Origin of the sequence: Aestuariibacter sp. GS-14, assembly GCF_006494365.1 — a bacterium.
Classification (GTDB): domain Bacteria; phylum Pseudomonadota; class Gammaproteobacteria; order Enterobacterales; family Alteromonadaceae; genus Alteromonas; species Alteromonas mangrovi.
Map to the genome: position 1 here is coordinate 272949 of NZ_VHIP01000001.1, position 12533 is coordinate 285481.

The 12533-nt window shown below is 48.2% G+C and carries 13 protein-coding genes; all 13 read right to left on the minus strand.

The genetic code is table 11. From position 1 onward, the window contains the following. Nucleotides 1-6: 6 nt before the first annotated feature. The 13 genes from FJ444_RS01155 to fliN all read right to left on the minus strand — a co-directional run bounded on the left by FJ444_RS01155 (nt 7) and on the right by fliN (nt 12525). On the minus strand, nt 7-2253 hold the full coding sequence (locus FJ444_RS01155) for a chemotaxis protein CheA (protein ID WP_140956073.1): 2247 nt from the start codon (nt 2251-2253) through the stop codon (nt 7-9). 12 nt (nt 2254-2265) lie between these two features. Next, on the minus strand, nt 2266-3018 hold the full coding sequence (locus tag FJ444_RS01160) for a protein phosphatase CheZ (protein WP_140956074.1): 753 nt from the start codon (nt 3016-3018) through the stop codon (nt 2266-2268). A gap of 35 nt (nt 3019-3053) precedes the next feature. Next, nucleotides 3054-3437: a chemotaxis response regulator CheY gene (gene cheY, locus FJ444_RS01165; RefSeq protein ID WP_140956075.1), complete on the minus strand. Its 384-nt coding sequence runs from the start codon at nt 3435-3437 to the stop codon at nt 3054-3056. A 59-nt stretch (nt 3438-3496) separates the two neighbouring features. Next, entirely contained in the window at nt 3497-4225 is a 729-nt protein-coding gene (locus tag FJ444_RS01170) for an RNA polymerase sigma factor FliA (protein ID WP_140956076.1), read from the minus strand. 2 nt (nt 4226-4227) lie between these two features. Then, complete coding sequence (locus tag FJ444_RS01175; protein WP_140956077.1) at nt 4228-5088, minus strand: MinD/ParA family protein; 861 nt, start codon at nt 5086-5088, stop codon at nt 4228-4230. Beyond that, nucleotides 5085-6458 carry a flagellar biosynthesis protein FlhF gene (gene flhF / locus FJ444_RS01180; protein WP_140956078.1) on the minus strand — a complete coding sequence of 458 codons (1374 nt, stop codon included), beginning with the start codon at nt 6456-6458 and terminating at the stop codon, nt 5085-5087. The genes FJ444_RS01175 and flhF overlap by 4 nt, the downstream gene beginning before the upstream one ends. Before the next feature lie 29 nt (nt 6459-6487). After that, nucleotides 6488-8584 (minus strand): flagellar biosynthesis protein FlhA, encoded by a 2097-nt coding sequence (flhA, locus tag FJ444_RS01185; RefSeq protein ID WP_140956079.1) that lies wholly within the window; start codon nt 8582-8584, stop codon nt 6488-6490. Between the two features lie 155 nt (nt 8585-8739). Continuing rightward, on the minus strand, nt 8740-9864 hold the full coding sequence (gene flhB, locus FJ444_RS01190; RefSeq protein WP_140956080.1) for a flagellar biosynthesis protein FlhB: 1125 nt from the start codon (nt 9862-9864) through the stop codon (nt 8740-8742). Nucleotides 9865-9880: 16 nt separating this feature from the next. After that, nucleotides 9881-10663 (minus strand): flagellar biosynthetic protein FliR, encoded by a 783-nt coding sequence (fliR, locus tag FJ444_RS01195; RefSeq protein ID WP_140956081.1) that lies wholly within the window; start codon nt 10661-10663, stop codon nt 9881-9883. Beyond that, the gene (fliQ, locus tag FJ444_RS01200) at nt 10664-10933 is read right to left on the minus strand and encodes a flagellar biosynthesis protein FliQ (RefSeq protein WP_140956082.1); all 270 of its coding nucleotides are present in this window, start codon (nt 10931-10933) and stop codon (nt 10664-10666) included. 9 nt (nt 10934-10942) lie between these two features. After that, nucleotides 10943-11704, minus strand: coding sequence for a flagellar type III secretion system pore protein FliP (fliP, locus tag FJ444_RS01205; RefSeq protein ID WP_140956083.1), 762 nt, complete (start codon nt 11702-11704; stop codon nt 10943-10945). After that, nucleotides 11694-12173 (minus strand): flagellar biosynthetic protein FliO, encoded by a 480-nt coding sequence (fliO, locus tag FJ444_RS01210; RefSeq protein ID WP_140956084.1) that lies wholly within the window; start codon nt 12171-12173, stop codon nt 11694-11696. The genes fliP and fliO overlap by 11 nt, the downstream gene beginning before the upstream one ends. Continuing rightward, nucleotides 12133-12525: a flagellar motor switch protein FliN gene (fliN, locus tag FJ444_RS01215; protein ID WP_140956085.1), complete on the minus strand. Its 393-nt coding sequence runs from the start codon at nt 12523-12525 to the stop codon at nt 12133-12135. The genes fliO and fliN overlap by 41 nt, the downstream gene beginning before the upstream one ends. Nucleotides 12526-12533 lie beyond the last annotated feature (8 nt).

The following is a 12533-nucleotide window of genomic DNA, read 5'->3' on the forward strand; positions in this document are numbered from 1 at the left end:
CCTCAGTTATTTTTTGAGTGCTTTTCGCGCATAGCGTTTTAACAGACTTGGAATATCCAGTATCAGTGCTATACCGCCATCAGAGGTTATTGTAGCGCCAGCCATGCCAGGCGTGCCTTGTAGTAACGCATCTAATGGCTTAATCACCACTTCTTCCTGGCCAATAAGTGCGTCAACAACAAAACCAACCTGTTGTGTACCAATTTGCACTACTACGACATGGCCTTTCTTGCGGTCGATGTTTTTGGGACCGCGGATTAACCATTCGCCGAGGAAGAATAATGGGATTGCTTTTGAGCGCACAATCATGGTTAGTTGACCATCAACAGTGTTGGTCTTCTTGATATCCATGTTAATTATTTCATTTACAGCACCCAGCGGCAGTGCAAATGTCTGTTTTCCAACCACAATCATCAGCGTAGGCAAAATAGCCAGAGTAAGCGGAACTTTGATTTCAAGGCGGGTACCCCTGCCAAGCTGAGAATCAATATTCACTGTACCGTTTAACTGATTAATCTTGGTTTTAACAACGTCCATGCCCACACCACGACCAGAGATATCGCTTATCTCTGTCTTGGTTGAGAAACCTGGAGCAAAAATAAGATTGAACGCTTCCACATCTGACATGCGAGCAGCGGCATCAACATCCAGTACACCGCGGGATATCGCAATTTCTTTCAGCTTTTCCGGATCCATGCCCTTGCCGTCATCTTCAATAACAAGCAGGATATGATCCCCTTCCTGAGAGGCAGAAAGCTTCACCGTACCCATTCGGGGTTTACCCGCTGCGGCACGGTCTTCAGGCATTTCAATACCGTGGTCAACTGAATTTCGAACCAAATGCACCAGCGGATCAGCCAAGGCTTCTACCAGGTTCTTATCCAGATCGGTCTCTTCACCTTCCAGTTCAAGCGTAATTTCTTTTTTCAGGCTTCTCGCCAAATCCCGCACAACGCGTGGGAATCGGCCAAATACCTTTTTGATAGGCTGCATACGGGTTTGCATTACTGCGCCCTGCAAGTCACCCGTTACTACATCCAGGTTTGCAATTGCCTTGGACATAGATTCATCGTTGATATTAATACCAAGACTAATTAACCGGTTACGAACCAATACCAATTCGCCTACCATATTCATAATCTGATCTAATCGGCGCGTATCAACACGAACTGTCGTTTCAGCTGGAGGCGGCGCAGCGGCAGCTTTCTTATCATCTTTCTTAGCGGGCGCAGGATCTGCGGCTGGTGCTGCTGCAGGCTTACTGGCAGCTGCGGGTTTTGCAGCGGCCGGTTTTTCCGTTGCTTTAGGCGTTGCCGCTGGCTTGCTATCGTTTTCTACTTTAACCCGTGGTTTTTCTGGCGCAGCAGGTTTTACCGGTGCTTCAGCTTTGGTTTCAGCTTTGGCTTCACCAGGGGCTTTGCCCTGACCATGTAGCTGATCAAGCAGCGCTTCAAATTCATCGTCGGTTATTTCGTCGTCGCTGGCAGTAACCGCTGCTGGCGGCGGCGTGGCAACAGGAGCAGCTTCGCTTTCCCCACCAAACTTACCTTTGCCATGTAATTCGTCCAGTAACGCTTCAAATTCGTCGTCGGTAATGTCTTCGCCACCCGCAGATGAAGCTGCAACAGGTGCTGCCTTTGGTGCAGGTGCAGGCGCTTTTTCCTGCTTACCTGGCGCACCGCCAGTGCCGTGCAGTTCGTCGAGCAGGGCTTCAAATTCATCTTCGGTAATGTCATCGATTAAACCCGATGCATCGGAAGCACCCGTATCCTCTTCCGCTTCGTCTTCCAGCTCGAAGGTTTCCTCTTCATCTGCTGCAGGCGCTGGTGCGGCTGAACCATCAAAAATACTCTCATCCGCAGATTCGGGATGGCTAAGCTTGTGCAGAATATCCACCAGAGTCGCATCAGCTGGCTCCAATGGTTCCTTCTGTTTCACTTTCTCGAACATCTCTACTACAACATCGGTTGCCTGTAGAATTACGTCCATTAACTCTGGTGTAAGTGAGCGCTGGCCATTTCTCATGACGTCAAAGACATTCTCGGCGCCGTGACAAATTTCAACTAACTCGGTTAGTGACAAGAATCCGGCACCGCCTTTCACCGTGTGATAACCACGGAAAATCGCGTTTAGCAGATCTTTATCTTCTGGGTTGTTCTCCAGATCTACCAGTTGCTCTTGTAATTGTTCGAGGATTTCACCGGCCTCAACCAGAAAATCCTGCAATATATCTTCATCGACATCAAAAGACATGTACCCGCTCCCCTAGAACCCTAAGCTGGACAAAAGGTCGTCAACATCATCCTGACCAGATACCACATCATCACGTGACTCTGCGTCAATAATTGGTCCTTCAGCTTTGATTTCATCCTTATCGGCTTTCTTGGCTGAAGCTTTGACGTTTTTCGTCACTTCAGAGCCGCCGAATACCGTTAGCATATGAACCAAACTGTCTTCGACTTCTTTTACCAATTCGATGACCCGGCGAATAACCTGTCCGGTCAAATCCTGATACCCTTGCGCCATCAACACTTCGGTCAGTAACGACATCAGTTGTTCAGCATCGCCGGTAGAATCTTCAAGTAACTTATCCAGGTCCATGCATAACGATTTAAAATCACCGATCTCGATTTCGCGATTCATCAGCTTTTTCCATTCTGGCATCACGGTATCAAGATGTGCCTTCATGGTTTCTACAATCGACATACTGTTTTCAACAGCGTCCATAGTAGTATTAGCTGCTTTTTCAGTTTCTTCAATAACGTAAGTCAAACGACTTTGCGCATCGGGAATCTCTTCATTGGCGAGACCAGCAATACGCTCGTCCAATTGAAAATTATTGAGCGCATTGTGTAATTGGCGGGTAAGCTTGCCAACTTCGGCAAATAACTCGACAGACTCTTTCATCGCCACAGCATCTAACAATGCATTGGCTGATTCGTTATCTCCGTTCTCCAGAAATACTACCAACTGCTTTGCTTCTTCCAGAGTCATAGGAACTTTTCTGTTTTCTGTCATCCAGTTATCCTCAGGCGGTTAAACACTTAACTGGATTAACCTAAGCGTTCAAAGATCTTCTCTAATTTTTCTTTTAATGTTGCTGCAGTGAAGGGCTTCACTACATAGCCGTTAACACCGGCTTGGGCAGCAGCAACAATTTGTTCTTTCTTCGCTTCTGCAGTTACCATTAACACTGGCAAGTGCTTTAATTTGTCGTCGGCGCGAATAGCACGCAACAAATCGATACCCTGCATTCCCGGCATATTCCAATCGGTTACCACAAAGTCAAAATCACCTTGTATTAACATGGGCAGTGCCGTGCTGCCATCATCGGCTTCCTGGATATTGGAAAAGCCCAGATCTTTGAGTAAGTTTTTGATAATACGTCTCATTGTAGAAAAATCGTCTACAACAAGAATTTTCATATTCTTATCCAAAATTGCCTCCAGTGAGGATAGTCATATTGTTAGTATAGTTATACGAATCCGTATAGATGTTACTCACCAGTCCGCCAGGACTTCATTCGAGCTTTTAATTTCAACATCGCCTGACTGTGAATCTGGCTCACTCTCGACTCACTGACTTCCAGAACTTCACCAATCTCTCGCAGGTTCAGTTCTTCGTCGTAGTATAGCGAAAGCACAATCGCTTCACGATCTGGTAATGTAGTAATAGCATGTGCAAGCGCTTTTTGAAATGCACCTTGCATTAAATCATCTAATGGCGAATCAGTGCCACGGGTATCTTCGGTCGTGATCACATCTTCCGTGACACCCAAATCTTCTATGCCCACCAACTTGCCTGAATTGACTTCAGACAACATCTGATGATACTCGGCCAATGTTACATTCAGTTTTTCTGCAATGTCTACATCGCGGGCATCACCACCGGTTTCTCTTTCAACCTGTGCAATGGCCTCTGAAATAGCTCTACCGTTCTTGTGCACCGAACGCGGTGTCCAGTCGCCCTTGCGAATTTCGTCGAGCATTGCCCCACGAATACGAATACCTGCGAAAGTTTCAAAACTGGCGCCTTTGCTACCATCAAAATTCTTAGCGGCTTCCAACAAGCCAATCATGCCAGACTGGATCAGGTCGTCTACAAGCACACTGGATGGCAAGCGCGCCATTAAGTGATGGGCTATACGCTTAACCAAGGAAGCATGTCGCTCAACCAGTTGCGCTTTGTCTATTTGCTGTTGATACGCTGCGGCTCTGCTATTCACAGTCAGTTACCTGCCACCTTACCTGCAACCAGTTGTTCTACAAAAAATTCCAAGTGTCCTCCCGGCTGAGCGGGAATCGGCCAGCTTGCCGCCTTGGCAGCTAACTGGCTAATGGCTACCGCAGCTGGTGATGCTGGAAACGCATCAACAATAGCACTTTGTTTGCGCACTGCCCGGCGAATATTTTCGTCAAACGGTACCGTTGCCACTAATTCTAATGCAACATCCAGAAAACGCCCGGTCACTTTTGATAATTTACTGAATAATTCCTGTCCTTCCCGAATATCGCGCACCATATTCGCAACAATTTTGAAGCGGAATACGCCGTAATCGCGGTTCAGAATTTTTATGAGGGCATAGGCATCAGTAAGTGAGGTGGGCTCATCACATACCACCACGAGGATATCCTGGGCAGCTCGGGAGAAGCTCAATACCATGTCAGAAATACCGGCAGCGGTGTCAACAATCAACACATCTACTTGTGAACGCAACTCGCTGAACGCGCGAATTAACCCGGCGTGTTGAGTAGGAGATAGTTCAGTCATCGACTGTGTACCGGATGTCGCAGGCGCAATTTTAATACCATGGGGGCCGGTAACCAGCACCTCATCCAGGGTGCATTCGCCAGACAACACGTGAGACAGGTTTTTCTCTACCCGCAGTCCTAACATGACATCAACGTTTGCCAGGCCGAGGTCAGCATCTAATACCATAACCCGTTTGCCCTGCTTTGCCATCGCAATAGCAGTATTCAGGGTAATATTGGTTTTCCCTACGCCACCTTTACCGCCCGTTACGGCGATAACTTTGATTAATCGAGACTGATTCATCTTTCTTAAGCTACTCGCTTGGTCTTCAATCATACTGCCTGTGCTGAATTTACTGCTGTATTGTCATTAGTATGATTCAATCCATACTTTTTATAAAGCTTTGCTGCTAAAGAGATTATAGATTTTGCATTTGCCACATGAATATCTTCTGGCACCTGCTGTCCATCGGCCACGTAACTCACCGGAAGCTGCGCTTCGATGACGCTACTGATCACCTCTCCCAAACTATAGCATTCATCTAACTTAGTGATGATGCAACCCTGTATATCAATGCTGCGGTATGCGCCTATGATATGCTTTAGTGTAGCCTGTTGCGTATTGCCCTGCACAACTAAATAATTTTTTATTGTTTGTCCACCCGCTTGTTGGAAAGTAGCTAACTGACTGATTAAACGGCTATCACGCTGGCTAAAGCCCGCAGTGTCTACCAAAACCAGTCTTTTGTCGCGGAATTGAAACAATAAATCGGCCAGTTGCTCACCTGATTGCGCTTTGCGCACCGGACAACCAATAATTTTTCCGTAAGTAGCTAACTGCTCGTAGGCCGCAATACGATAGGTATCAATGGTGATTAATGCAACCTGTTCGGCACCATATTTTTGCGCATATTTGGCTGCCAGTTTTGCAATAGTCGTGGTTTTACCGGTGCCTGTTGGACCTACCAGGGCCACTACGCCTTTCTGAGTGAGGATATCATCATCGTTTGTCATTAATCGATTAGACAGAAGTTTGAGCAGGTACAACCACGACTCACGCTCATTCGCCTGGGCCGGTGCATAACTCACCAACTGACGGGCCAGTGAGGCAGAAATACCCATGTCGATCATTTGTTGATTCAGAAAACGCTGAAGTGGCTTCATGCGTGACTGGTGCTGTTGCTGCATATCCGATAGTTGGAACTGTAATACATTGCGCAATGAGGCCAGTTCGGCTCGAATATCGTCCAATCCACTTTGCGGGGCGTCTGATGTAACATTGTGATCAAACGGCGATTCCATATCTGATTCGAATCCACCCAACGTTTTTTTAGCGGTAACCGGCGCGGTGTGGCTGCGCGCTGACGTTACCGCTACCGGCGTCGGTGTAACTGATGGTGCAGGATTGCCGCGTTGATTACCCGCTTGCTTTTCAAGCAATTCACGTAAACTGTCCGGGCCATCATCGCCAATAATCTCGCTCAGTGTGGGCAACGGCTTGTTACCTGAGTGCGCGGGCTTGCCAGACTGGGGTTTTGACGCCTGCAAATCCAGCCGTGCAGCAGGCTCTTTGTCGTAAGCAGCAACCAGTTCCACGCCGTCTGCCACTTTGCGATTAGACATAATTACCGCATCGGCACCCAGCTCATGCTTTACCTGATTTAGCGCTTCGCGCATGTCTTTGCCAAAAAAACGTCTGATTTTCATAATGACCTCATTGAATCGGGTGCGTCAGATTATTGACCCACCGATGCCACAATTTTTACCTGCTTGTCGTCGGGAATTTCCTGATAAGACAACACGTGCAGCCCGGTTACTGCGTTTTTCAGGAATCGGGATAACACCGGACGCAACATGCCCGATGTCAATAATACTGCGGGCTCACCCGCTAATTCCTGCTGCTGAGCGGCTTGTTGAAGCGACTGTTGCAGACGCTCAGCCAAGCCAGGTTCAATACCAGCGCCATCTTCGCCACCGGCTTGCAATGACTGATGCAACATTTGCTCCAACTCTGGCGCCATTGTAATGACAGGCAATTCGCGGCCACCATTGTTGATTTCCTGAACAATCAGGCGTTTCAGTGAAATGCGTACTGCCGACACCAGCACATCCGGGTCCTGGCTCTTCGGCGCGTATTCTGTGAGTGTTTGCACTATCGTGCGCATGTCGCGGATGGGTACGCCTTCATACAACAGGGTTTGCAATACTTTTACTACGGTAGCCAGTGATACCAGGTCTGGCACCAGACCTTCCACCAGCTTAGGATTGTGTTTTGCCAGCATGTCCAATAACTGTTGCACTTCTTCAAAGCCCAGCAACTGGTATGCATTGGTGGTTAACAACTGGCTTAAATGGGTTGCTATCACGGTAGCAGCATCAACTACTGTGTAGCCTAATGTTTGGGCATGTTCACGCTTGCCGGGTCTTATCCACACAGCATCGAGCCCGAACGCGGGATCTTTTGTGGCACGCCCCTCCAGCTTGCCAAAAACCTGCCCCGGATTAATCGCCAGTTCTTCATCGTGACTGACTTTGGCATCGCCGATGGTCACGCCCAGCATGGAAATGTTGTAGGCGTTGGGATCCAAATCCAGGTTATCGCGGATGTGCACCGGCGGAACCAAAAAGCCCAATTCCTGTGACAATTTTTTACGCACGCCTTTGATGCGGCTTAGCAATTCTCCGCCCTGAGCTTTGTCTACCAACGGAATCAGACGGTAGCCAACCTCAAGACCAATGGTATCCACATGCTGTACGTCGTCCCAACCAAGTTCTTTGACTTCGGCAGGCGTTTTGTCCTGATCAATTACAACGGGTTTAGGTGGCTCTTTAGCGCGTTGTTTTTCTGCATAATCCTGGTAATACGCATACCCCCCCGCCAGGGCGGCAAAAGTTAAGAACGCAAGGTGTGGCATACCAGGCACTATGCCCATAACGAATAAAATAACAGCGGCGATAGACAACGCTTTTTTGTTACCCAGTTGCTCTTTTATTTCCAAGCCCATTTCCTGGGTTTCATTTTCACGTGTCACAATAATGGCGGTAGCAACCGACAGTAGCAGTGACGGAATTTGCGCTACCAGGCCGTCACCGATGGTTAGAATAGTGTACACTTCAAGTGCATTGGCGAAGCCCAAATCGTGCTGAATCATGCCAATGAACAAGCCGCCCACTATGTTGATCAGCATAATAAACAAGCCGGCAATAGCATCGCCCTTCACAAATTTTGACGCACCGTCCATGGAGCCATAGAAATCAGCTTCCGCGGTGATATCTTCGCGACGACGACGCGCTTCGTCCTGATCGATATAGCCCGCGTTCAAATCGGCATCGATGGCCATTTGCTTGCCCGGCATCGCGTCCAGGGTAAACCGCGCGCTTACTTCTGAGATACGTCCTGCACCCGCGGTAACTACTTTAAAGTTGATAATCAGCAAGATGGCGAAAACCACCACACCCACGGCGTAGTTGCCGCCAATAACGACTTCACCGAACGCTTCGATTACCCGACCCGCAGCATCACCGCCTTCATGCCCGTATAACAACACTACCCGTGTTGAGGCAACATTCAATGCCAGTCGCAATACGGTAGCAATCAACAGAACCAATGGAAATATACCAAAATCAACCGGTCGTTGTGTCAGTACAGCTACCAGAATAATGACCAGAGACAGCGCAATATTGAAGCTGAATAGTATGTCCAGTAACAAAGGAGGCATAGGCAGGATAACCATGCCCATAATCGCCAGTAAAACTAACGGTACACCCATTCCCTGAGTCAGTCGTTGCAACTGCGCTTTATCTACGCGTTGAAAATAATCAGATAGCACCATAAGTCACATTCTTACCAACAGATTTTTGACACAAAAACGTCGCATACCAGAGGTATATCAATCGGCGTGCCAGCTTTTCGGTAGAAAATGTTAACTGACGACTTATTCATCACTCGTAGCAATACGCCTGCAAAAGCAGGCGTATTGGCAGGTGATTAATAGCGCATATCTGGTGGGATGGGCAGGTTTCTGGCCAACGGCTTGGGCCGTTTGCCTTTACCCGATTTATAGGCTTTCAACTGGAACACATAGGCCAGCACCTGAGCCACAGCCATAAACAGCTTGTGCGGTATTTCTTCATCCACTTCGGTGGTGTAATAAATGGCCCGGGTAAGCATAGGCGTTGCTACTAAAGGCACGCCATGGGCGTTTGCAATTTTTCTGATGTGCATAGCAAGCTCATCGCCCCCTTTAGCCACCACTACAGGCGCACGATTGCCGTTCTGATCATACTTCAGCGCCACTGAGTAGTGAGTTGGGTTGGTGACTACCACATCGGCTTTTGGTACTTCCTGCATCATACGACGGGCGGCAGCCTGATATTGCAAGCGGCGGATCCGGCCTTTTACCTGTGGATCACCGTCGGCATTTTTACGCTCATCCTTCACCTCTTGCTTGCTCATTTTCATTTCTTCATTGTGCTTATACGACTGGTATGGCACGTCAATAAGGGCAATTGGGATCATGCCCAGTGTCAGAAAGAAAAACGCCCATTCGATCATGTCTAGCGCGTGAAACACGTTGAGCGGAAAAATCTCCTGATCCAGGTGTAAGGCCTGATCCTGAAAGAACGACAGCGATAACAGCGCCATGCCGGCAATCACGAAAAACTTGGCAATGGCCTTAAGCAACTCAACCAGGCCGTTCATACCAAACATCCGCTTAAACCCTGACATTGGGTTGAGCTTACTCCAGCGCGGTTGAGCCGAATACCAGGTAAAGTTGTACCCACCCAGCGCAATTGAACCGTATATACCAGCAATCATGGCTACAATCATGTAACCAATCACCGGAATACTCACCGCCATAAGAGCTTCCCCCCAGGCAGAAAACATGTGAGTGGGATCGTAAGTTTCATCCCGCGATAAAGTAAATACGCGCTGCATCACGGCAAATAGTGCTTCAGCTATGTAGCCGCCCATTAGCAAAAACATGACGCTACTAACAATCAGTACCAGAGCGGTAGACAGTTCACGGGAGCGGGCAATCTGCCCTTTTTTACGGGCATCGCCCAACCGTTTCGCCGTCGCGTCTTCTGTTTTATCACTCGAATCAGCCACGTTGGCCTACCTCCGATCAGGTTGGACACACGGCCAGCAGTTCACACATAAACTGCAAGGCTCGCTGCCATAGATTTTCAAAGTGCGTGGTAAAGTTATCCAGCGTGAGCCAAATAATGAATAGCCCCATAATTTGGGCAATGGAAAAACCAATACTGAAAATATTCAACTGTGGCGCAGCTTTGGTCATTACGCCAAACGCCAGGTTCACAATGAGCAACGAAATGATAGGTGCCAGCGCCAGAGTGAGTGACGCAACGAACATCCAGCCAGCCCATTGGGCGATATCGCGCAGCTGTTCGGGTTCAAACCAGCTTTCGCCGATCGGAAACGCTTGAAAGCTCATCACCATCATTTGGATCATGGACAAATGACCATCCAGTTGCCAAAACAGCAGCGTGGCTAATATCAGGTAGAACTGGCCCACCGCTGGCACGTTTATCCCGTTTACCGGATCAACGATACTGGCGAACCCTAAACCGGTTTGCATGGCGATTACCTGACCAGCAAGTACAAAGGTATTCAGCACCATCATGGACACAAAGCCAATTGCAATGCCAATCAGCAATTGCTGAATACCAATTACAAACACACCTAGATCCATCAGGTTGTTCACTGGCGAGGGAGGAACAACCGGCATGATCACCAGCGCAAGGAGAATAGACAACAATCCGCGAACCGGCGTTGGAATAGACTTGGCACTTAAGCCAATCATGGCAGCGAACATGCCGCTGATACGCATAAATGGCAGCAACAAATCAGCCAGAAACTGATTAATGGCAACCAATGAGACTTCCATTTAGCCAATCACCTGAGGAATTTGTTCTACCATATGGAAAGTGAAATCCATCAGTTTCTGTACCAACCAGTTGCCGCCCCAGCTCAATGCCAGCAGCGTAACCAGCAAACGCGGCAAAAAGCTCATGGTTTGTTCGTTAATGGAAGTAGCAGCCTGGAACACCGCCACAATCAGACCGACTATCAGACTCGGTACAATTACCGCTGACACCAGCAGGATTACCATGAACATAGACTCGCGAAGAATTTCAACAAAGACTTCTGGTGACATGATGCGCTCCTACACACCCATACCAAAACTGGTAGCCAGGGTGCCAAAAATCAGGTTCCAGCCATCAACCAGCACGAACAACATGAGTTTGAACGGCAACGATACAATCATCGGCGATAGCATCATCATACCCATGGCCATCAGAATAGAGGCCACTACCAGGTCGATGATCAAAAACGGTATAAACAGCATAAAGCCAATTTGAAATGCGGTTTTGAGCTCGCTGGTAACAAAAGCCGGGATCAGAATATTTAACGGTACATCAGCTGGGTCCTGGTATTTGTCCTCGTCGCCGGCAATAGACACAAAGGTTTCCAAATCCTTAACCCGCGTTTGCGACAACATAAACGCTCGCATCGGCCCTTTGGCTTGTTCAAACGCTTCCAATGAGGTCATTTCCTCTGCGAGATAGGGCTGCAATGCGCGTTCGTCAATTTCCTCGAAGACCGGGGTCATAATAAACATCGACAAAAACAAACTCACACCAATCAGGATTTGGTTAGAGGGCGATTGCTGCAAGCCTATGGCCTGACGCAAAATCGACAACACCACGATGATCCGGGTGAACGACGTCATCATCATAATAAACGCAGGCAACAGGCTCAGCGCAGTCATGATGAACAGCGCCTGCAGGGTCATGGTATAATCCTGGCTGCCATCGCCATTGGTGGTAACCGTCACCGCCGGAATACCCTGTTGAGCCAGTACCGGAGCAGCAAGCAAATAAATGGGCAACGCCAACGCCAGCCATTTCGCGAATTTACTTGTCATCACCGCTCTCCTTCAGCGATGGGTTCATTTTTTGTGCCATCGCCTGTACCAGTTTCTGTTTGAACATGGCACCGCCAGGATTGTGCTGTTGCGTCACAATCGGCGTGGCCAATTTACTTAAGTGGTTAATGTTTTGCGCGGTAACGCCAATTAAATGTTGCTCGTCGCCAACCTGGATCACCATTACCCGTTCTCTGGCGCCAGCCGACAAACTCGCTACGACTTTTAAATGCTGGCTGTTACCGGGAGTGACATTAAACCGACGCATCACATACGCCAGCGAAAAAATAATCCCGACAATCAGCAAAAGTGATAGGAAAATTGACAGTACAGAGGTGGGGTTAGTAATACTTGCTGCGGCGTTTGCCGTGGGGGTAAGCAGGATTGTCAGCGGGGCAACAAAATACCCCACTGATTTTAATAGGTTTTTACCTGAGCTTTTTAATTCTTTCGATTTGACTAATAACATCCGTTAACCGAATACCAAATTTATCGTTAACCACTACTACTTCTCCATGAGCAATCAACGTGCCATTTACAAGCACGTCCAGTGGTTCACCGGCAACCCGGTCCAACTCAACCACAGAACCCTGGTTAAGTTGCAATAAATTTCGGATACTGATTTTACTGCGGCCCACTTCCATAGAAATGGTCACAGGAATATCCAGGATGGTATCTAATTTTTTCTTTTCTTCCTGAGTAATCGGCGCGTCATCAGAGAGTTCGTCCAGTTCTGCGACTTTTACACCATCATCGGCCTCAGCTTCAGCCTGTTCAGCCATGGCTGCAGCCCAATCGTCCATACCGTCATTCTCACTCATGATCCTGC

What these genes read in the sequence shown, in the direction of transcription:
- fliN (WP_140956085.1), bottom strand. Translation starts at nt 12,525, where the DNA reads ATGAGTGAGAATGACGGTATGGACGATTGGGCTGCAGCCATGGCTGAA.
- flhF (WP_140956078.1), bottom strand. Translation starts at nt 6,458, where the DNA reads ATGAAAATCAGACGTTTTTTTGGCAAAGACATGCGCGAAGCGCTAAAT.
- FJ444_RS01155 (WP_140956073.1), bottom strand. Translation starts at nt 2,253, where the DNA reads ATGTCTTTTGATGTCGATGAAGATATATTGCAGGATTTTCTGGTTGAG.
- FJ444_RS01175 (WP_140956077.1), bottom strand. Translation starts at nt 5,088, where the DNA reads ATGATTGAAGACCAAGCGAGTAGCTTAAGAAAGATGAATCAGTCTCGA.
- fliR (WP_140956081.1), bottom strand. Translation starts at nt 10,663, where the DNA reads ATGGAAGTCTCATTGGTTGCCATTAATCAGTTTCTGGCTGATTTGTTG.
- flhA (WP_140956079.1), bottom strand. Translation starts at nt 8,584, where the DNA reads ATGGTGCTATCTGATTATTTTCAACGCGTAGATAAAGCGCAGTTGCAA.
- fliO (WP_140956084.1), bottom strand. Translation starts at nt 12,173, where the DNA reads ATGTTATTAGTCAAATCGAAAGAATTAAAAAGCTCAGGTAAAAACCTA.
- FJ444_RS01160 (WP_140956074.1), bottom strand. Translation starts at nt 3,018, where the DNA reads ATGACAGAAAACAGAAAAGTTCCTATGACTCTGGAAGAAGCAAAGCAG.
- fliP (WP_140956083.1), bottom strand. Translation starts at nt 11,704, where the DNA reads ATGACAAGTAAATTCGCGAAATGGCTGGCGTTGGCGTTGCCCATTTAT.
- fliQ (WP_140956082.1), bottom strand. Translation starts at nt 10,933, where the DNA reads ATGTCACCAGAAGTCTTTGTTGAAATTCTTCGCGAGTCTATGTTCATG.